At 42.2% G+C, this 18,683-nt stretch carries 20 protein-coding genes and 1 pseudogene; 6 read left to right on the top strand and 15 right to left on the bottom strand.

Annotation, left to right across the window (positions count from 1 at the left end):
- The first annotated feature begins 24 nt into the window (after window positions 1-24).
- Together ACSX1H_RS00850 and murI are read left to right on the top strand one after the other, a co-directional pair.
- Window positions 25-537: an OmpH/Skp family outer membrane protein gene (locus tag ACSX1H_RS00850; protein ID WP_439181628.1), complete on the top strand. Its 513-nt coding sequence runs from the start codon at window positions 25-27 to the stop codon at window positions 535-537.
- A gap of 78 nt (window positions 538-615) precedes the next feature.
- On the top strand, window positions 616-1,440 hold the full coding sequence (murI, locus tag ACSX1H_RS00845) for a glutamate racemase (RefSeq protein ID WP_439181627.1): 825 nt from the start codon (window positions 616-618) through the stop codon (window positions 1,438-1,440).
- A gap of 38 nt (window positions 1,441-1,478) precedes the next feature.
- Here the strand turns inward: murI and ACSX1H_RS00840 are convergent, their stop codons facing one another.
- Window positions 1,479-2,003, bottom strand: a complete 525-nt coding sequence (locus ACSX1H_RS00840; RefSeq protein ID WP_439181626.1) for a gamma carbonic anhydrase family protein — start codon at window positions 2,001-2,003, stop codon at window positions 1,479-1,481.
- A 369-nt stretch (window positions 2,004-2,372) separates the two neighbouring features.
- On the opposite strand from ACSX1H_RS00840, the gene ACSX1H_RS00835 reads away from it, so the two are divergent.
- Window positions 2,373-4,220: a 2-oxoacid:acceptor oxidoreductase subunit alpha gene (locus ACSX1H_RS00835; RefSeq protein ID WP_439181625.1), complete on the top strand. Its 1,848-nt coding sequence runs from the start codon at window positions 2,373-2,375 to the stop codon at window positions 4,218-4,220.
- A gap of 3 nt (window positions 4,221-4,223) precedes the next feature.
- A complete protein-coding gene (locus tag ACSX1H_RS00830; RefSeq protein ID WP_439181624.1) occupies window positions 4,224-5,240 on the top strand; it encodes a 2-oxoacid:ferredoxin oxidoreductase subunit beta in 1,017 nt (338 codons plus the stop codon).
- Between the two features lie 74 nt (window positions 5,241-5,314).
- Here ACSX1H_RS00830 and ACSX1H_RS00825 read toward each other — a convergent pair whose 3' ends face one another.
- From ACSX1H_RS00825 to ACSX1H_RS00810, 4 genes are read right to left on the bottom strand one after another with little or no spacing between them, the layout of a single operon-like run.
- On the bottom strand, window positions 5,315-5,446 hold the full coding sequence (locus ACSX1H_RS00825) for a hypothetical protein (protein WP_439181623.1): 132 nt from the start codon (window positions 5,444-5,446) through the stop codon (window positions 5,315-5,317).
- Between the two features lie 11 nt (window positions 5,447-5,457).
- Window positions 5,458-6,594, bottom strand: coding sequence for a cytochrome d ubiquinol oxidase subunit II (locus ACSX1H_RS00820; RefSeq protein ID WP_439181622.1), 1,137 nt, complete (start codon window positions 6,592-6,594; stop codon window positions 5,458-5,460).
- Complete coding sequence (locus tag ACSX1H_RS00815) at window positions 6,594-8,189, bottom strand: cytochrome ubiquinol oxidase subunit I (protein ID WP_439181621.1); 1,596 nt, start codon at window positions 8,187-8,189, stop codon at window positions 6,594-6,596. The genes ACSX1H_RS00820 and ACSX1H_RS00815 overlap by 1 nt, the downstream gene beginning before the upstream one ends.
- Window positions 8,190-8,206: 17 nt before the next feature.
- Window positions 8,207-8,419, bottom strand: a complete 213-nt coding sequence (locus tag ACSX1H_RS00810; protein ID WP_439181620.1) for a DUF4492 domain-containing protein — start codon at window positions 8,417-8,419, stop codon at window positions 8,207-8,209.
- A gap of 461 nt (window positions 8,420-8,880) precedes the next feature.
- Between ACSX1H_RS00810 and ACSX1H_RS00805 the strand changes: the two genes are divergently transcribed.
- On the top strand, window positions 8,881-9,384 hold the full coding sequence (locus tag ACSX1H_RS00805; RefSeq protein WP_439181619.1) for a sigma-70 family RNA polymerase sigma factor: 504 nt from the start codon (window positions 8,881-8,883) through the stop codon (window positions 9,382-9,384).
- Window positions 9,385-9,455: 71 nt separating this feature from the next.
- Here ACSX1H_RS00805 and ACSX1H_RS00800 read toward each other — a convergent pair whose 3' ends face one another.
- The gene (locus ACSX1H_RS00800) at window positions 9,456-11,504 is read right to left on the bottom strand and encodes a hypothetical protein (RefSeq protein ID WP_439181618.1); all 2,049 of its coding nucleotides are present in this window, start codon (window positions 11,502-11,504) and stop codon (window positions 9,456-9,458) included.
- Between the two features lie 105 nt (window positions 11,505-11,609).
- Entirely contained in the window at window positions 11,610-12,995 is a 1,386-nt protein-coding gene (locus ACSX1H_RS00795) for an MATE family efflux transporter (protein WP_439181617.1), read from the bottom strand.
- A gap of 407 nt (window positions 12,996-13,402) precedes the next feature.
- On the opposite strand from ACSX1H_RS00795, the gene ACSX1H_RS00790 reads away from it, so the two are divergent.
- A complete protein-coding gene (locus ACSX1H_RS00790; protein ID WP_439181616.1) occupies window positions 13,403-13,735 on the top strand; it encodes a hypothetical protein in 333 nt (110 codons plus the stop codon).
- 3 nt (window positions 13,736-13,738) lie between these two features.
- On the opposite strand, the gene ACSX1H_RS00785 is transcribed toward ACSX1H_RS00790, so the two are convergent.
- The 8 genes and pseudogenes from ACSX1H_RS00785 to ACSX1H_RS00750 all read right to left on the bottom strand — a co-directional run bounded on the left by ACSX1H_RS00785 (window position 13,739) and on the right by ACSX1H_RS00750 (window position 18,455).
- On the bottom strand, window positions 13,739-14,278 hold the full coding sequence (locus ACSX1H_RS00785) for an HD domain-containing protein (protein WP_439181615.1): 540 nt from the start codon (window positions 14,276-14,278) through the stop codon (window positions 13,739-13,741).
- 5 nt (window positions 14,279-14,283) lie between these two features.
- Window positions 14,284-14,889: pseudogene (gene hisIE / locus ACSX1H_RS00780) on the bottom strand (bifunctional phosphoribosyl-AMP cyclohydrolase/phosphoribosyl-ATP diphosphatase HisIE); the annotation flags it as partial.
- 13 nt (window positions 14,890-14,902) lie between these two features.
- Window positions 14,903-15,661, bottom strand: a complete 759-nt coding sequence (hisF, locus tag ACSX1H_RS00775) for an imidazole glycerol phosphate synthase subunit HisF (RefSeq protein WP_439181614.1) — start codon at window positions 15,659-15,661, stop codon at window positions 14,903-14,905.
- A gap of 51 nt (window positions 15,662-15,712) precedes the next feature.
- On the bottom strand, window positions 15,713-16,078 hold the full coding sequence (locus ACSX1H_RS00770) for a four helix bundle protein (protein ID WP_439181613.1): 366 nt from the start codon (window positions 16,076-16,078) through the stop codon (window positions 15,713-15,715).
- A 51-nt stretch (window positions 16,079-16,129) separates the two neighbouring features.
- Entirely contained in the window at window positions 16,130-16,858 is a 729-nt protein-coding gene (hisA, locus tag ACSX1H_RS00765; RefSeq protein ID WP_439181612.1) for a 1-(5-phosphoribosyl)-5-[(5-phosphoribosylamino)methylideneamino]imidazole-4-carboxamide isomerase, read from the bottom strand.
- Window positions 16,859-16,864: 6 nt separating this feature from the next.
- Window positions 16,865-17,530: an imidazole glycerol phosphate synthase subunit HisH gene (gene hisH, locus ACSX1H_RS00760; protein ID WP_439181611.1), complete on the bottom strand. Its 666-nt coding sequence runs from the start codon at window positions 17,528-17,530 to the stop codon at window positions 16,865-16,867.
- Window positions 17,531-17,615: 85 nt separating this feature from the next.
- The gene (locus ACSX1H_RS00755; protein WP_439181610.1) at window positions 17,616-17,882 is read right to left on the bottom strand and encodes a four helix bundle protein; all 267 of its coding nucleotides are present in this window, start codon (window positions 17,880-17,882) and stop codon (window positions 17,616-17,618) included.
- A gap of 54 nt (window positions 17,883-17,936) precedes the next feature.
- Entirely contained in the window at window positions 17,937-18,455 is a 519-nt protein-coding gene (locus ACSX1H_RS00750; RefSeq protein WP_439181609.1) for a TlpA family protein disulfide reductase, read from the bottom strand.
- Between the last annotated feature and the right edge of the window lie 228 nt (window positions 18,456-18,683).

The raw sequence follows: 18,683 nt of genomic DNA, 5'->3' as shown, positions 1-18,683 counted from the left end.
TCTATGTAAATAAAAAATTGAGATATGAAATTTTTAAAAGTACTAGCCGTTGTTGCTGTTGTTGCTTTTGCTGGCAAGGCGCAGGCACAGGATCTAAAGTTTGGGCATATTAATATTCAGGAATTAGTGATGCAATTGCCTGATAAAGTGGCCGCTGATAAATCTTTACAAGCAGAAGCTACCAAGTTACAGGAGCAGCTGCAGGTAATGCAGCAGGATTTGCAAAAGAAATACAACGACTATATGACGCAGCGTGATTCTTTGCCTGACTTAATTCGTGCTACAAAAGAGAAGGAAATCCAGGACTACGAACAACGTATGCAGCAATATAGCCAAATGGCACAACAAACAATCGGACAAAAGGAGCAGCAGTTGCTTCAGCCTATCATTACAAAGGTGCAAAAGGCAATTGATGAAGTTGGACAAGAGCAAGGGCTTGTTTATATATTCGATATTAGCTCTCAGGTAGTGGTTTACCACTCTAATAAGAGCATTGATTGTGCTCCGCTTGTAAAAGCAAAGCTAGGCGTACAATAGTCTTAAGATATTAAATTTAAAAGAGCGGGTGACTGGTATAGTCACCCGTTTTTGTATCTTTAAATAAACATACGACGCATGAAACAACCGGGACCAATAGCTGTTTTTGATTCTGGATACGGTGGACTTACCGTGCTGAGTAAGCTGGTTGAACACCTGCCAGAGTATGATTATATTTATTTAGGAGATAATGCACGTACACCCTACGGTACACGCTCTTTTAAGGTCGTTTACGACTATACACTGGAGGCAGTGAGGAAGTTATTCGAAATGGGCGCTCACCTCGTTATTTTAGCCTGTAACACGGCATCAGCAAAGGCGCTGCGTAGTATTCAGCAACGCGATTTACCCACTATAGACGCTCAAAAACGTGTACTGGGGGTTATTCGGCCCAGCGTGGAGGTGGTTCAACAATGGAGTACAACGCAGCATGTAGGGGTGCTGGGCACCGTTGGAACAGTTCAGTCAGAGTCTTATCCGATAGAAATCAATAAATTGTTTCCATCTATTGTGGTAAACCAGGAAGCCTGCCCTATGTGGGTGCCATTAGTGGAGAATAACGAATTTAATCAACCAGGAGCTGATTACTTCGTCAAGCAACACGTGAATAATTTGTTTGAGAAAGATCCCTTAATTGACACCGTGATACTCGGATGTACGCACTACCCACTGTTAAGCCCGAAAATACAACAGTATTTGCCTGATGGGGTTAAGTTACTGGAGCAGGGAGATATTGTTGGTGAGAGCTTAAGAGACTACCTGCAGCGACATCCCGAAATGGATGCTTTATGTTCTAAGAATGCTCGGGTAAGCCTATACACAACAGAGCAGGTTGATAAGTTCAAGCAGACAGCTGGAGTTTTTTTTAGTGGCGAAGTAAATGTGGAGCATTTGGTACTATAAAAGCCGGTCAGGTTGCGACCCAACCGGCTACGGCAGTCCTATTGTTCTTCATCTTTAAACCACCCGGCATACATCAGGTAGTTGTTAGCTATTTTCTGAACCATTTCTTTGGATTGCTCTGGCTCAATGTCTTTCACCTTTTTAGCCGGAACACCGGCATAAATGCTGTTTGGTTCGACAATGGTACCTGTTAATACAAGCGAGTTGGCAGCAATAATTGAGTTACTGCCAATAACCGCATGGTCAAGTACTGTGGCGCCAATACCAATCAGTACATTATCCTCTATTTTTGCCCCATGGATGGTTACATTATGCCCAATGGACACATTATCGCCAATTTCTACAGTCGATTTCTGGTATAAGGTATGCAAAACCGATCCATCCTGAATGTTAACCTTATTGCCAATTCGTATTGAATTAACATCGCCCCGTAGCACGGCATTAAACCAAATGCTGCAGTCATCTCCCATTTCTACATCGCCAATGATGGTGGCGTTTTCAGCCAGGTAAGCGTTCTTCCCAATTTTGGGAGTAAAGCCTCTTACCGTTTTAATAAGTGCCATATTCTATGTGTTTATAGTTGTTTTTTTAAGCTAAAGCTTGCTTCAATGCCCTAAGTAATAATGCCTGGAACGAGGACAAAAATACAATCAAGTTTTAAAACATAAGGTATGCCAGGCCTCATAATGTAAAGGATTATTCTTACTGATCTGTTCATTTAACGAATATTAAAATGTGTTGTATAACACAAGGTGCGAACAGGGCAAACATGACAAATGTCAACTAGTCCATATGGCCTTATCTCTACCTTTACTCCCACAATTAAGAGGAAGTTAATGTTGAAAGCAATAGGCTGGTATACATTGATTTCCTTTTTATTGATTGCATAACTTTGTTAGAAAATATAGATAAAAATCAGAACCTTATCAATCATGGGTAAAAGGTCAAAAGTAATTGAAAGAGATGAAGTTGTAGTGAGGTTTTCAGGTGACTCCGGTGACGGTATGCAGCTGACAGGAACCTTATTCTCATACACCTCTGCAATTTTCGGAAATGACATCTCAACATTTCCTGATTATCCATCTGAAATTCGTGCTCCTCAGGGTACCATCAGCGGTGTTTCCGGTTTTCAGGTGCATTTTGGACATACCGAAGTTTATACTCCGGGAGACTATTGTGACGTGCTCGTGGCAATGAATCCAGCGGCATTAAAAGCTAATGCAAAGTGGATGAAACCCGGGGGGACTGTAATTCTTGATGTGGATAGTTGTGACGAGAAAAACCTACGTAAAGCAGGTTATGAAACCAACGATCCGATCACCGAAAGTAAACTTGGCGGTTTCAATATTGTAAAGGCGCCAATCACAACGCTTACTAAGGAGAGTTTGAAAGACATGGGTCTTGATAACAAGAGTATTCTTCGGAGTAAGAATATGTATGCACTCGGATTGGTGTATTGGTTGTTTGATCGTCCTTTGGATCATACCAAAGATTATATCAAAAAGAAATTTAAAAAGAACCAGCTCATTGTTGATGCTAATGTGAAGGTGCTTGAAGATGGTTACAACTATGGTAATATTATTCAGGCCTTAACCCCTTCTTATCACATTCATCCGGCTGATATTCAAAAAGGAAAATACCGTAACCTGAGCGGTAATCAGGCTGTGGCATGGGGCTTTCTTGCTGCCGCAGAAAAGAGTGGGCTTGAATTATTCCTTGGTTCATATCCCATTACACCCGCTACTGAGATTCTTCAGGAGCTGAGTGCCCGAAAAGATTTAGGCGTGAAAGTATTTCAGGCCGAGGATGAGATTGCAGGTATCTGTACCGCTATTGGTGCCAGCTTTGCTGGTAACCTAGCTATCACTACCACTTCAGGACCAGGCTTGGCTCTGAAAGGTGAAGCCATTGGCCTGGCCATTATTGCCGAATTACCACTTGTAATTGTAAACGTTCAGCGTGGCGGACCATCGACAGGTTTACCAACCAAAACTGAGCAGTCTGACTTAATGCAGGCTCTTTATGGCCGTAATGGCGAAAGTCCGGCAGTCGTAATCGCAGCCAGTTCACCTACTAACTGCTTCGATTATGCATTCTATGCAGCCAAAATATCAGTAGAGCACATGACTCCGGTTATCTTGCTTACCGATGGATTTTTGGCCAATGGAACGCAGCCATGGCGCTTGCCTAATATGGAAGAGTGGCCAACTATTAATGTACCTAAAGCCGATCCGGCTGATAAAGACTGGCACCCTTATAAGCGTGACGTAGAAAAATTGTCGCGTTACTGGGCACCTCCGGGTATTGCCGGGTTGGAGCACCGCATTGGAGGCTTAGAGAAAGATGAGCATTCAGGGGCTGTTTCGCATGATGCGCTGAATCACGAGCGAATGGTGGAAATACGTGAAGAAAAAGTGCAGCGTATAGCTAATATGGTGCCTGAATTAGAGCTTTTAGGCGATGAAAGTGCCGATGTCCTTGTTGTTGGCTGGGGTGGTACTTTTGGGCACTTATTTACAGCTGTAGATGAACTCAGCAATGAGGGACATAAGATTGCTTTAGCGCATTTCAACTACATTAAACCATTGCCACGCAATACGCATGAGATACTAAAGCGCTACAAAAAGATCGTGGTGTGTGAATTAAACCTTGGGCAATTTGCCAATTATCTGACAATGAACTTCCCTGATATTCAGACACAACGTTTTAATAAGGTTCAGGGGCAACCTTTTACGGTAGTAGAATTGAAAGAACATTTTAAAACATTGCTGGAGGAATAAATGATGGCTGAAAATTGTCAAGTAAAGTTTACAGATTTTAAAAGTGACCAAAGTGTAAAATGGTGTCCCGGATGTGGTGACCATGCCATTCTTAATTCTGTGCAAAAAGCAATGGCTTCTTTGGGCTATAAAAAGGAGGAAGTAGCAGTTATTTCTGGTATCGGATGTTCATCACGTTTCCCATATTATATGGAAACTTATGGTTTTCATACCATCCATGGGCGTGCTTCGGCTATTGCATCTGGTGTTAAAGTCTCTAATCCTGAGTTAAAGGTTTGGCAGATAACAGGTGATGGAGATGCGCTGGCCATTGGTGGTAACCACTTCATTCATACCATTCGTCGTAACATCGATCTGAATATTATTTTATTTAATAACCAGATTTATGGTCTAACCAAAGGCCAATACTCACCAACATCAAAGCGAGGATTCATTTCTAAAACCTCACCTTTCGGAACAATAGAGTCACCTTTCCGTCCTGGGGAACTGTGTATTGGTGCGCGCGGACAATTCTTTGCCCGCTGTATCGATAAAGATTTGAAACATTCGGTGGAGATGATGGAAGCAGCTGCTTTGCATGAAGGAACTTCAATTATTGAGGTGCTGCAAAACTGTGTGATTTATAACGATAAAACGCATAACGCCATTACAGATAAAGCGTTTTCGGCTGACCGAACTATTAAGCTGGAGCATGGTAAACCCATGATTTTTGGGGCCAATAATGATAAGGGACTAATGCTTGAAGGCGTACACTTAAGGGTTGTCACCTTAGGCGAAGATGGCATCACCGAAGATGATTTACTGGTACACGATGCGCATTGTGAAGATATTACCTTGCACCTTAAACTGGCCGATATGGAGTACCCTGAGTACCCAGTGGCACTTGGGGTTATTCGTTCAGTAAAGGCTCCTGTTTACGACCAGTGTCTGGAGCAGCAGCTGAAAGATGTACAGGAACAATCTACAATAAAAACGTTTAATGATCTCATCCATTCAGGTGATGTTTGGGATATTGAATAACTATTTTAATTGAGTTAGCAAAAAAAGCCGTTCAGCATTGTTGAACGGCTTTTTTATAGCTATTTAGTTGACTGTTATTTTTCAGTGTCCTCCGATTTTTGCTGCAGCTTCTCAAACTTTTTTATACCAAACAGAACCGCATAATAGCTAACGACAACTGTCATTGGTAATACCAAATACCACAATATTTCTTGTATATATTTCATAATCAAATAATTTAATAGATGTGTAAGTCATCTGACTGCATTTCATCCTCATCAATTGGTTTGCTATTCAAAGCCCTCCAAACATACCATATGTAGCCAAACACAAACGGAACAAGCAGTGATGCATAGCTCATGGCTGTAAGTGTAAAGTGGCTCGATGAAGCATTTTGAATGGTTAATGAACTCTGGAGATCAAATGAGGAAGGGTAGAATGCCGTATTATTAAATCCGGCAACCAAAAACAGGCTAAAAACCGTAAGAACGGTACCTGCACCAGCTGCCCAAATGCCTTTTGTACACTCTTTACGAACAATACCTGCTCCCAAGCCAAATAGTACTCCGGCTACACCAACTACAAAAAGAACCAGCACAAGTGGCATTTGCACCATGTTTTTAAAGTATTTAAAGGGTTCTAAATAAACATTCTGCGTTTCAGGGTCAACCGCATATCCATCCCGGATAAACAACCAGATAACAAAAGTCAGAAAGAAGAACAGAAATGGAAGCCCATTATATATCAGGTGTTTTTTGGCTCTGCCGAACAGCTCATCATGCTTAATACTGTTCATAAAGTAGAGTAGGCCCAGTACGCGAGCCAGGAAAAATACCGCCAGACCTAAGGATAAATTATGCAGATTTAAGGCTGCTTCCAGGCCATGAGACTTTAGCTCCCATTGCGATTGGTTCATATCATTCACCGAAAAAGCTGAGCCCGTAAAGAAGGTGGCAACAGCTGTGCCCAGCAAAATAGTTCCCAACAGCCCGTTGATAAGCAGAAAAGTTTCATAGGTACGAGTCCCAAAGACGTTGTTCGGTCGTGTACGAAACTCATAGGAAATGGCCTGAATTACAAAAGCAAACAGGATAAGCATCCAAACCCAATAGGCGCCACCAAAACTGGTGCTGTAAAACAGGGGGAAAGATGCGAAAAAAGCACCCCCAAAGGTAACCAGGGTTGTGAAGGTAAACTCCCATTTTCGTCCGAGGGTATTGACAAGCATAGTTCTTTCCATACTTGTTTTTCCGAGTGTGTAAATTAGGGTTTGACCGCCCTGTACAAACATAAGAAAGACTAACAGTGCGCCCAAGAGCGAAACGATAATCCACCAATATTGTTGTAAAACTAAATGTGATAAATCTCCAAACATTAATTATGTCCTCCTTCTTTTGGTCCGTTTTTAATTTGTTTAACCATTATTTTTACCTCCGCAATTGCCAAAGCAACAAAGGTGATGGTGAACAGTCCGAAGGTAATCATGACAGAGCTGGTATCTATTTTTGATACGGCTGTCATTGTTGGCATCAGATCTTGAATCACCCAAGGCTGACGCCCCACTTCGGCAACAATCCATCCGGACTGGCTGGCAATATAGGCCAACGGAATGGTCCACAAGGCGGTGTAAAGTACAACTTTATTTGATTCCAGTTTTTTACGATAAACCAACCAAAGTACTACCATGAATAATAACATAAAATGGCCGCCTAAAATCACCATGATGTGGAAGGCATAGAATGATAATGAGATGGGTGGTACTATTTTAAAGGCGTTAAGCTCCAGTTGCTCCGGGTTGGGATCGTAGTAGTTGCCGTAGCCAAAGTATTTGAAATAATTATTAATCCACTCCTTGTCATCAAACTTGGCTTTCAGGCGTTCGTACTCAGCATTATCTACTCCTTTGGCGTCTTTAAAGGCCCTCAGGGTTTGCTGTGCCTCATAGCCTCTTCTGATTTTTTCTTTGTACGACATGATGTTGTATTGCTCATTGCCCAACACCAAATCTTTAATACCCGGAACAAAGGCATCTACTTCCAGAAAGGCGAGATACGACAGCATGTTAGGTATTTCAATTTTCACTAAAAATTCCTGTTCCGAGTCGCGATGCATGGGGTCGTCATGCTCCTTGCCAAACAGGCCTATTGCAATTAAAGGTGCCTGCGTTTGTCCTTCATATAAGGACTCCATTGCTGCAAATTTCATGGGCTGCGTTTTAGCCACATCGCGTGCCGAACTGTCGCCGGTAGCCACCAATACTACGGATGATATCAGGCCAAAAATAGCTGCTATAACAATGCTGCGTTTGGCAAACAGGATATGTCTCTTTTTGAGTAAAAACCAGCTGCTGATACCAACTACAAAAATTGCAGCCAGCACGTAGCCGGAAGTAGTGGTATGCAGAAACTTGGTAACAGCTGTTGGTGAAAGGAAGACATCCCAAAAACTTTCCATCTCGTTACGGGCCGTTTCGGGGTTAAATTTCATGCCTACGGGGCGTTGCATCCAGGCATTGGCAACAAGAATCCACAGTGCCGATAGATTGGCCCCAGCTGCTGTTAGCCAGGTGGCCGTGAGGTGAAACCGTTTACTAACTTTGCCCCAGCCAAAAAACATAACCGCTATAAAGGTACTTTCCATGAAAAAGGCCATGATGCCTTCGATGGCCAGTGGGGCTCCAAATATATCGCCCACAAACCAGGAGTAATTGGACCAGTTGGTGCCAAATTCAAACTCAAGAATAATACCAGTGGCAACACCGATGGCAAAATTAATTCCAAAAAGTTTCATCCAGAATTTGGTAAGGCGTTTCCACTCCGGATCTCCTGTTTTTACATAAATCGTTTCCATAAAGGCTATCATAAAGCTCAGTCCCAATGTAAGCGGGACAAATAGCCAGTGGAACATAGCTGTTAGTGCGAATTGAGCCCTCGACCAGTTGACGAGTGATAGATCAATATTCTCTAGCATTTTGTGTGATATTATAATTATTGACTAATAAGTTCTTCGATTACATGGTTAGCTCGTTCTTCATCGGTTGCATACCTGTTCTTTAAGGTGTCGCGGAAGAAGAATAAGCGCAAAACTGCAAACATTATAAATAACTTGACGAGGATGATTATCCAGAGCGTTCTGGCATAAGGCGATAAGTTTCTGAACCCGTCAAGGTAAAATCGATACACTCTTTTGATAATGTGCATATCAGGAACATTTTTTGTGGTTAAGCAAATTACTTAATTTGATTGGTGTAAAACACGACTTTTATCGTGTTTTTGCCAACACTATATACAACCAACAAGGGCCATAAAATATTTCCAATAAATGTGAAAAAAAATTAAAAAACCAAGTTGAATTCTTTGTGCATTGACTATAAGTTGCTTAGCTATGTTTTGTAAAGAGTTGTTAGGTGGAAGATATGATTAATTGAGCTGCGAAATCTTTAAACAAATTTGGAAGTTAGTTTGATTTTGTTCATCTTTACGAAGTAATCAGGTAATTAAATACCGCAATAGAGCAAAAGGCTCGCGGTACTGACTTACAGTTGTATTAGTGAATGTTTTTAATTAAATTATAGCTGTTTCCAGAAATATTGATTGTTAAACACCCGAACAGTTGTGTTGAAGGAAATAGAAAATGTTAAACAAAAAAAATACCCTAAAAGATGACCGCAGAACAATTCAACCATCGATTATTGGGGCTTCAACAAAAAATGTTTAGCTATGCCCTAACATTAACAGCTAACGAGGAAGATGCCCATGACCTCGTTCAGGAAACAAACTTCAGAGCCCTGTCATCCAGGGAAAAGTTTGTGATGAACACCAATTTTTCGGCATGGATGCATACCATCATGCGTAATTCATTTATTAACAACTACCGGCGTAAGTATAAAATGCGTCAGGCACCCATGTTGGTTGATGAAGTCAATTACCTGTCGAATAAGTATTACACGGACGATACCCCTGATGTTATTCATTACACCGGAGAGATTTACTCGCAAATGAATAAGTTGGAAGGCGAGTTTAAACAGCCCTTAACCATGCACATGGAAGGCTACAAGTACAAAGAAATTGCAGAGCAGTTGCATATGCCCATTGGAACGGTGAAAAGCCGGATATTCTTTGGTCGTAAAAAACTCCAGAAGATGATTGAGTTAGCGATTGATTAATCGTACATTTTATTAAACCCTAAAAAAGGTAAGCTTTTGGCTTACCTTTTTTTAGTTGGTCAATTTTTTCACTACTTACTGACCTGCTCAGCGGCTTTTCTGGCAGCTTCTATCATAGAAACGATCGAGATGTCCTCGCCAAGGCCAGTTTGCATCCAGGCATTTGGCGTAATTGAACCTATTTTAAATAAGCGTTCTACTTCGGGGGCAAAGTCTGCCGTTTTCAGGTATTCCTCTACCTGGAATTGAATCAAATGACCGAATGCATAGTTTGATAGATAGATTGGACTATTAATCATGTGCGAATAGATGGCTAATATTGGTTGGTCCTCCACACCAAAAACAGGGGCATAAAACTCATTCCAGATTTCAATAGCGATATTTTGCACGGCCACTTTAAGCTCGTCGGCTGTTGCTTCAGGATGGTTGTATAACCACTTCCACATGCGTTGGTCCAACAGCGATACGCCCATAATTTCGTAAGTCGACCAGAAATTATCCAAGGTTTGTAAGGCTTCTTTAGACGGATTGTCATTCTTCATGTCAAGCAGCTCCAAATCGCGCTTTTGGAAGATAAACGCAAGTGCTTCGGTAAATGCTGTATTTGGAACGCCATTAAGCATGTAATAATCTACATCGTACAGTGAAATGGTTTGCTCCACATTGTGGCCAAACTCATGGATAGCAATGTTATACCCTTTGTAATCCATTCCATTCTCAGGAATCCGCGTGCGTAGGTGTGCCGTTTCTCCTTTCATGGATGCACCCCAGGCATGTCCTGAACCACGCGCCGGATCCACATCAATGCGGTCAGCCAGGAATTCAGCTTTTTCCGTTGTAAAGCCAAGTTTCACCAATAAATTGGCCAAGTCGTCATCCAATGCTTTGGCATTTGGGTAGCGTGAGCGGGTAATTTTGTTTAGCGCATCCTCGTTTATTGAGCTCCTGGCCTTGAATCCATCGTACCAAATATCCCATGGTTGCAAGTCGCGCCCCAGTCGCTGTTTGATTAATTCGCCTACCTGCTTCAAGGCATCCGACGACATGAACTCTACAAACAGTTGCTCAGCATCGGTCTGCGTTATTTCCATGCCTCCTTCAAAAGCCCGCTTCACAGCAGTGTTCAATGGCGTGTAGGCATCCATTTGGCGCATGGCGTGAAAATTGTTGATGATTTGCTGGTAGCGATCGTTGTTTTCGCTGGCAAGTTCCACCGCCTGACCTTCTTTATAAACCGCATTCGTATAAGGATTCCACTGGTAGGCACCACTGTTGATGACATCTTTCGGAATGGTTTGATCGATGATGCGCTTCATTACCTCGTATACCATGCCTTGCAGTTGCACCCCATCTGCCCCTTTGCTATAATGTGATTTGATTTCATCACGTAAGTTCCAGTGTGATAGCAGCACCATGTCTTCGGGGAAGTAGGTTTGCATTTTTTCATCAACCAGCTTACCCATGTAAATGTTGTAATTGGCGATATACATTTCAGATGCAGAACCAACTTCTGATACGTTTTGCAGAATTTCGGCCGGAATACGTGCTGTAAATACGTCTCCCATTCGGGCATAGGCCCACTCTTTTCGACTCCAGTTAGCTGCGTTTTGTTCTTTTTCGGATAGGGAATAGTATGGGAAATTTAACGCAATGTTAAAGGCCAGTTTGTTGCGGTAAAAGTCTTCGATTAGGTGCGAGCCAGGACTGTATCCGCCAAATGCTTTGTCAATGTCAATGATGTCACCTAGGGGTTCGTGGAGCGGACGCTGCAGATCGAGTGCAATTTTATTGAAGTGGCCAAATAAAACTTCCAGGTTGCGACTCACTTTTTCAAACATCAGTTCTTTTTGTGAAGCATCAGCAATAAAATGCTTTTCGCAGAATTGCTGAAAATCATTTTCAGAGCCATCCACATTTCGCCAGAGGGAGGCGGCATGTTTAACGCCACGATTGATCATATCTGCATTGGCATTTGGGTGTAATTTTTCAATCGCTGCCGTAGTCGTTTTAATTGTAGCTTCGGTAATGTTAGCCACTTCGGTTTGCTGGTTTGTGCCAGCTTGCTGTTGACACGCTGTTACTATCAGAGTGGTTAACAGCAGAAACAAATATTTTTTCATACAATGTGATTTGAATAAAACAGGTTTATAGCCTCAAAGCTATAAAACACAGTGAGATGATAACAGGATATTTGGCAGTATTTACCAAATATCCTGTTGAAGCACTTAGACGGCTTCTTTTTTCCATCTGCCTTTTTTGAATAGCCAGGCGGCTAAAAGGGTCATGCAGCTTTCAGCGATGATGATGGCATAAAAAGCACCTTCTTGTTGAAAACCCCATTGCACGGCCAGTAAATAGGCCAGTGGAATCTCAATCATCCAAAAGGCAACAATGTTAATGCGTGTTGGCGTTCTGGTATCGCCAGCTCCGTTGAAGGCCTGTGTCATTACCATGCCAATGCCGTAAAAAGCAAACCCATAAGAGATGATGCGCAAACATTGAATACCGGCTTGCAGCACTGTTTCATCGCTAGTGAACAGCCCAACAAACCAGTGTGGGTAGATGATGAACAGAATACTTAATGCGCCTAAAAATACGAGGTTAATCCGCGCTACCCCCCAAACAGCTTTCTCGGCCCGGCCGGGTTCCTGAGCACCCAAATTCTGTCCAACCAGCGTGGCTGCGGCGTTACTCAATCCCCATGATGGCAATAGCGAAAATAAGATGATACGAATCCCAATCGTATAGCCGGCTAATACTTCGCTCCCAAAGTTGGAAATAATGCGCACCAGAAATATCCAGCTGGATGTGGCTATTAATGATTGGGCGATGCCGCCGAGCGATATTTTGATGAGCTTAGTAATGCGTTGCCAGTCAATATGAATTGGGAGGCCTCTAAAGCTGATTCTGCCATTGCCTTTCCAAAGTACATAAAACTGGTAGGCCACAGCTAGGCCACGACCAATATTAGTGGCAATGGCTGCACCGGCAATGCCTAATTCAGGAAAGGGACCAATGCCAAAAATTAGCAAGGGGTCAAGAAGAATGTTCAGGCCGTTGGCCATCCATAATACGCGCATGGCTATTGCGGCATCGCCAGCTCCACGAAAGATGGCATTGTTGATAAAAAGCAGCATGATTACCAAGTTGCCACCAAACATGATGGAGGTGTAGGCAGACAATTCGTTGATTATGGCAGGTGAAGCGCCCATCAATTGCAGCAAGTCTTTTGCAAATAATACGCCAGGAACAGCAATAAGCAGTGAAATAATTGAACCGGCAATAATGGCTTGCATGCCTTCTTTTGCCGCCTCAACTTTGTTTTTTTCACCAATGCGACGCGATACCAAGGCTGTAGTGGCCATGCTTAATCCAAAGGCAATGGCATATACGATGGTTAGAACGCTTTCGGTGATACCAACGGTTGCAACAGCATCGGCGCCCATGCGGCCAACAAAGTATATATCGGCCACAGCAAATACCGATTCCATTACCATTTCCAGTACCATTGGAATGGCTAATAAGAATACCGCCCTGCTCAAAGGAATTTGGGTGTAATCCTGTGATGAACCGGCCAGGGCTTCCTTAAAATCATGCCATATCCTGCTCAAGTGTTTGGGTTTAATCTTTTGTAAAAAGATAGTTCTATTTTGTTTAGTCATCACGTTTTAATTTCTGTTTTAACCTAATTTTTGAATGAAGTGTGTGGTGCTTGATAGAATTTGAACAAGCAAAAACAGATGTGCGAACACGCACCGATACAGGATAAACAGCTAGTGTCATCATGGTAAAATCCTCCTTAGTTAAATTGATTAAATAAAAATGAAATGATTGGATACAATGAGACGACCTGTCTTAGAAGTTGTAGCAGACGCTACCGGTCGGATTATTGGATATGTAGCTCATTGTCATCATACTGACACAAATATGCTGAGAATCATTTATAAGTGCAATATGTGCATGTTAGAATATTGCAAAAAGTTGTACTTTGGTACAGAACTATTAAAGCATAAATCGAATGAATGACCAAAGCCGACTGATATCAACAGTTAGTTACATCACCATTGTAGGATGGGCAATCGCCTTAATTATTAGGCAAAATGAAGAGCCCAAAAGTGAGTTAGCCCTGTTTCATCTGCGCCAATCGTTTGGCATGCTAATTCTGTTTTTTGTCGCTTCTTTTGTGAAAATTCTGTTAGCAAGCATTGCGCTGGGGTGGTTGGGCAATGCAGTTGGGGTTGTTGTGTTGGTATTGTGGCTAATTGGTATTATTGGTGCTATTCAGGGACGTTTTACTATTATTCCCATTATTGGCAATTGGTTCCAGGAGAATTTTAGGTTTATCGTCTAAATATTACAAAAACAAGTCGCACCATTTTTCAAATTGTCTGACTTGGTGCTCGCCATGCTTGCGCATTGATTTAATAATTCTATCAGTGGTTTTAGCTTCTGTTAATGAGCGACTTTTGCTATAGAATTTATCGGCGAAGCAGATAATCTGTTCTTCAATACTTATGGGTTGCATGTTGCGATGGGGGATTGGCAGCTGCTGGTTTTTGATGTCATCAACAGATAATCCTGTTCCTGTATGTCGCTCGCATACCAAGGCATGCACCGGGTAGCCTTCTTTTTTCAGCAGGTCGTGCCCAAGGTAGCCATGGCAGATGTATGGATAACTGCCGTGACAGTGCAGATCGGGCGCATTGGTCAGGTAGATGCCAATGTCGTGTAACATGGCCGCTTCAGCCACAAACTGAGCATCGGCTTCCAATTCGGGATGGTTCGAGACAATGTCGAGTGCCTTATCCCGAACGGCTTTACTGTGTTCGGTTAAGGTAACCCATAGAGGGCTACCTTTTGTGTAATATTTATTGATAATGCTTTCCGGCTGCATTGCTATTATTTATGTCGGCTCTTTAGTTCGCGGGCTAAATCTTCAATGCGGTAGCCTTTGTGGGTTAGAAGTACAATGAGGTGGTAAAGCAAATCGGCCCCTTCGTACAAGAAGTTCTCATCGTCGTTGGCCATGGCGCCAATAACGGTTTCAATGGCTTCCTCACCCACCTTTTGAGTAATGGTTCGCACTCCTTTGGTGAATAGTTTAGTTGTGTACGACCCCTCGGGCATTTCTTCTTTTCGCTTGTCTATAAAATCCTGTAAGGTTTTTAAGAACATTACGTCTTCGCTGGTATTCTCTTCGCCCCAGCAGGTGTCGGTTCCCTTATGACAAACCGGACCAACCGGGTTCACTTTAATGAGTAAGGTATCGTTATCGCAATCGATAGCCATTGAGACCACATTCAAAAAGTTACCAGACTCTTCACCTTTGGTCCACAAGCGTTCTTTTGTGCGCGAATAGAAGGTGACTTTTCGTTCTGCTTTTGTTTTTTCGTAGGCTTCTTCGTTCATAAAGCCCAACATCAGTACTTTATTGCTGGTGTTATCCTGTATGATGGCAGGTACGAGGCCATTTCCCAGTTTATCGAAGTTAATTGTCATCATGGTATTTTTGTGGTTATTATAATCTTATTGGAATTTGTTCATTATTCAGGTAAGTTTTCAGTTCCGGAATGCCAATCTCCTTAAAATGAAAGATGCTTGCGGCTAATCCTGCGTCGGCTTTACCAACGGTGAATACATCCTTAAAGTGTTCCATTTTGCCTGCGCCACCCGAAGCAATGATTGGAATGTTTAGGTTATCGCTCAACTTAGCAAGGGCCTTATTGGCAAAGCCTTGTTTTACGCCATCGTGGTCCATGCTGGTAAAGAGTATTTCTCCTGCACCGCGCTCTTCACACTCCTTAGCCCAAGGGAAAAGCATCTTTTCGGTAGGGATGCGGCCCCCATTGACTGTTACCACCCAATCATCGCCTTGCTGGTGCTTGGCATCGATGGCGGCTACCACAAACTGGCTGCCAAAATTCTGCGCTAAATCGTTAATTAATTGTGGATTGCGAACGGCTGATGAGTTGACCGATATTTTATCGGCTCCGGCATTAAGAAGCGCATCAGCATCACTGAGTTCGCTTATGCCACCACCTACAGTAAAGGGAATGTTGATATTACGGGCAATGCGCTTAACGAGGTCCACAAAGGTTTTACGACCTTCATGACTGGCTGTAATATCCAAAAACACCAGTTCGTCTGCCCCTTGTTCGGCATATAAGGCGGCCAGCTCAACCGGGTCGCCCACTTCTTTTATTTCAACAAACTTAACCCCTTTAACCGTTTGGCCATTTTTAATATCGAGGCATGGAATAATTCGTTTTGCTAGCATGGTTTTTTAATAGTTAATTAGTTTATTGGTCAGTAGTCAGTAGATGGTTGATTATCTGGTGGCAGACTCTTTCACTTTACGTATTAGTGATGATAACATTTTTGCAAGTTCTGTGAATCTTGCATCGATATTGTCGAAATCATCTTTTATTAGGTAGTTAACACGATAAGCTATTTCAAGTTGAGTCTGACATTCATAAGCCGATCCTTGAGCTATCTGCAGAAATCTGACAAAGTCTTTTGTGTGATTTCTTCCATATCCTTCAGCAATATTTGAAGGAATAGAAACGGAACTTCTTCTTACTTGAGAAGACAGCCCATACTCTTCTGATTTGGGAAAAGAGTTGGTCAGATGATAAATCTCAACCGATAAGTCCATTGATTTTTGCCAAACTAATAACTCTCTAAATGTTTTCATGTTTGAATTTAATTAGGGTTTAACTACTGACCTTCAGCTACTGTCTGCTGACTATAAAATAAATCTCTCTAACTCCTTAAGCTGAATCTTTCCTTCATAAATTGCTTTGCCGAATATAACAGCAGGGATTTGGGCTTCTGCCAGCTTCTCAATATCCTCAATGCCACTAACCCCACCGCTGGCTACCAAATATAATTGGGGCAGTTCGCTGAGAATTTCTTGATACAATTCGATGGCAGGCCCCTGCAGCATTCCGTCTTTGCTGATGTCGGTACAGATCACTTTATGGATACCTTTTTGTGTGTAATCTTTGATAAATGGAATCAACTCCTCATCGGTTTCTTCGAGCCAGCCGGTTACAGCAATTTTCTTGTCTTTGGCATCGGCACCCAGAATGATTTTCTCTGAGCCATATTGCTCTATCCAGCTCTCAAACTCTTCGGGATTCTTAACCGCGATGGAGCCACCTGTCACCATTTTTGCTCCTGATTCGAAGGCAATGTGTAGATCTTCCGACCGCTTTAATCCACCGCCAAAATCAATGATCAGGTTGGTTTTACAGGCAATGTGCTCAAGCACCTGATAGTTGATGATGCGACCAGCTTTAGCGCCATCCAAATCCACCAGGTGAAGCCGTTTGATGCCATGGTCTTCAAACTCTTTGGCAACTTCCAAAGGGTCTTCGCTATATACTTTTTTGCTGTTGTAATCGCCCTGACTGAGTCGCACACATTTGCCATCGATAATGTCAATGGCCGGTATAATATCTATTTTCCCCATGAAGTATTATAGTTTTAAAAAGTTTTCCAGAATACGCTCTCCCACTGAACCGCTTTTTTCGGGATGGAATTGAGTGGCGTAAAAGTTATCCTTTTGCAAGGCGGAACTGTAGGGTAGGATATAGTCTGTTGCAGAAGCTGTATCCTCGCCAATTGCCACATAATAGCTATGCACGAAATAGACGTACTCCCCCTCCAAGGATGCATCAAAAAGCGGTGCTTTCACCTCCGTTATTTGATTCCAACCCATATGTGGGATTTTAATGTTTTCCACATTTGGTTCGGGTAGCTGAAACTTTCTTACCTTTTCATCAAAGATGTTTAAGCAGTCCACATTTCCTTCCTCTGAATGGCTGCACATGAGTTGCATGCCTAAGCAAATCCCTAAAACTGGCTTTTTCAGGTTGATTATCACTTTATCCAGTCCCGTTTCGCGTAGGTAAGCCATGGTTGTACTGGCCTCACCAACGCCAGGAAATATGACTTTATCAGCTTGTTGAATTTGCTCTGGATCAGCCGTTATCTCCGCTTCGTAACCTAAGCGCAGCAAAGCGTTATTAACTGACCTAATATTACCGGCGTTGTATTTGATGATGATGATTTTTTGAGAGTCCGACGCCCGAAGTCCGGAGTCCGAAGAAAAAGTATCAGAGTTTCTCGAGCTTATATTCATGTTCTTATAATTTAGATTTTAGACCTTTAATCATTCGTGCAATTTCTTCTAATTCAGCTATTAATCTGTTCAAGTCTTCCGCACTTCAAAGGTCCACATTTTTAGCAATTTCCAATTGTGTTTGTACCTCGAAACTGGAACCTAATGCAATGGACAGAAATCGTGAAAAGTCTCCATCTGATTTTCTGCCAAAACCTTCGGCAATGTTAGAAGGAATAGAAACGGAGGCTCTTCTTAGCTGATTGGTTAAGCCAAATTTCTCATCATCAGGAAAGCCGGCTGTTACATTATATGCTTCAGTGACAAAATCCATTGATTTTTGCCATACGAGAAGTTCTCTGAATGTTTTCATTAATGGTTATTTATGGTTGTGTTTTCTTCGGACCAAGGACCTTGAGCTTTGGACTTATTTCACTTCCTCCCCAATTCTCTTAACCAGCTCAGCAAACTCTTCTGTATTAAATAAGCGCGTCAGAAAAATGATTTTACCTTCTTTGTTGATGAGGACATTGCGCGTAACACCAGACTTTTTGTCGGCATACAATCCAAATATGTCAGCATTATCATCCAGACCCATTGGGTAGGTGATGCCAGTTGCTTCAATCATTTCCAGAGCTTTTGCTTTAGGTTCATCGCGGTCCACACCAAATACTTTCAGACCTTTGTCTTTGTAGGGCAGCCATATTTCTTTTTCTATGTGTGGCATCTCTTTACGGCACACCCCACACCAGCTGGCAGTAAACTGCAGCATCACTACATGCCCACGCAGATCCGACAGTTTAACGGTTGACCCATCGGTTAATGTCATTTCAAAATCGGGGGCCATGTCGCCAACCTTAACAAGGTAACCACGGTCATCTGCTTGTTGCGCGCAGCTCGACAGACTTATAAATGCAATAGCTAATAGTGTCAGTAACTGTTTCATGGGGTTCATTTTTTTAGTTTATAAATATTGACCTAAGTATGATTTTATTTCTAAAATTAGTTTGCAATAAAAAATGGATTTACAGGCTGAAAACCTGGAAGAAAAGCGTGCTGTTGCGCTAAAGTTTAACGTTGTATATCGCATTTTTAGCAAAGCTATTGCAAACCACTTATAAACTGCAAACTTCTTCTTCTAAAATATGTCAAAATAGTCCGTTATTCTTCCATT

This window comes from Carboxylicivirga taeanensis, assembly GCF_051851475.1.
Taxonomy (GTDB): Bacteria; Bacteroidota; Bacteroidia; order Bacteroidales; family Marinilabiliaceae; genus Carboxylicivirga; species Carboxylicivirga taeanensis.
Note: the sequence above shows the minus strand (reverse complement) of the source record. Positions and strands in the feature narration are given on the sequence as shown.

Excerpts from the sequence above, each read along its gene's own strand:
- hisA (WP_439181612.1), bottom strand. The coding sequence starts at position 16,858 with ATGGGGAAAATAGATATTATACCGGCCATTGACATTATCGATGGCAAA.
- hisF (WP_439181614.1), bottom strand. The coding sequence starts at position 15,661 with ATGCTAGCAAAACGAATTATTCCATGCCTCGATATTAAAAATGGCCAA.
- ACSX1H_RS00750 (WP_439181609.1), bottom strand. The coding sequence starts at position 18,455 with ATGAAACAGTTACTGACACTATTAGCTATTGCATTTATAAGTCTGTCG.
- ACSX1H_RS00840 (WP_439181626.1), bottom strand. The coding sequence starts at position 2,003 with ATGGCACTTATTAAAACGGTAAGAGGCTTTACTCCCAAAATTGGGAAG.
- ACSX1H_RS00850 (WP_439181628.1), top strand. The coding sequence starts at position 25 with ATGAAATTTTTAAAAGTACTAGCCGTTGTTGCTGTTGTTGCTTTTGCT.
- ACSX1H_RS00755 (WP_439181610.1), bottom strand. The coding sequence starts at position 17,882 with ATGAAAACATTCAGAGAACTTCTCGTATGGCAAAAATCAATGGATTTT.
- ACSX1H_RS00810 (WP_439181620.1), bottom strand. The coding sequence starts at position 8,419 with ATGCACATTATCAAAAGAGTGTATCGATTTTACCTTGACGGGTTCAGA.
- ACSX1H_RS00835 (WP_439181625.1), top strand. The coding sequence starts at position 2,373 with ATGGGTAAAAGGTCAAAAGTAATTGAAAGAGATGAAGTTGTAGTGAGG.
- murI (WP_439181627.1), top strand. The coding sequence starts at position 616 with ATGAAACAACCGGGACCAATAGCTGTTTTTGATTCTGGATACGGTGGA.
- ACSX1H_RS00820 (WP_439181622.1), bottom strand. The coding sequence starts at position 6,594 with ATGTTTGGAGATTTATCACATTTAGTTTTACAACAATATTGGTGGATT.
- ACSX1H_RS00785 (WP_439181615.1), bottom strand. The coding sequence starts at position 14,278 with ATGCAGCCGGAAAGCATTATCAATAAATATTACACAAAAGGTAGCCCT.
- ACSX1H_RS00830 (WP_439181624.1), top strand. The coding sequence starts at position 4,224 with ATGGCTGAAAATTGTCAAGTAAAGTTTACAGATTTTAAAAGTGACCAA.
- ACSX1H_RS00800 (WP_439181618.1), bottom strand. The coding sequence starts at position 11,504 with ATGAAAAAATATTTGTTTCTGCTGTTAACCACTCTGATAGTAACAGCG.
- ACSX1H_RS00825 (WP_439181623.1), bottom strand. The coding sequence starts at position 5,446 with ATGAAATATATACAAGAAATATTGTGGTATTTGGTATTACCAATGACA.
- ACSX1H_RS00805 (WP_439181619.1), top strand. The coding sequence starts at position 8,881 with ATGACCGCAGAACAATTCAACCATCGATTATTGGGGCTTCAACAAAAA.
- ACSX1H_RS00770 (WP_439181613.1), bottom strand. The coding sequence starts at position 16,078 with ATGAAAACATTTAGAGAGTTATTAGTTTGGCAAAAATCAATGGACTTA.
- ACSX1H_RS00790 (WP_439181616.1), top strand. The coding sequence starts at position 13,403 with ATGAATGACCAAAGCCGACTGATATCAACAGTTAGTTACATCACCATT.
- ACSX1H_RS00815 (WP_439181621.1), bottom strand. The coding sequence starts at position 8,189 with ATGCTAGAGAATATTGATCTATCACTCGTCAACTGGTCGAGGGCTCAA.
- hisH (WP_439181611.1), bottom strand. The coding sequence starts at position 17,530 with ATGAATATAAGCTCGAGAAACTCTGATACTTTTTCTTCGGACTCCGGA.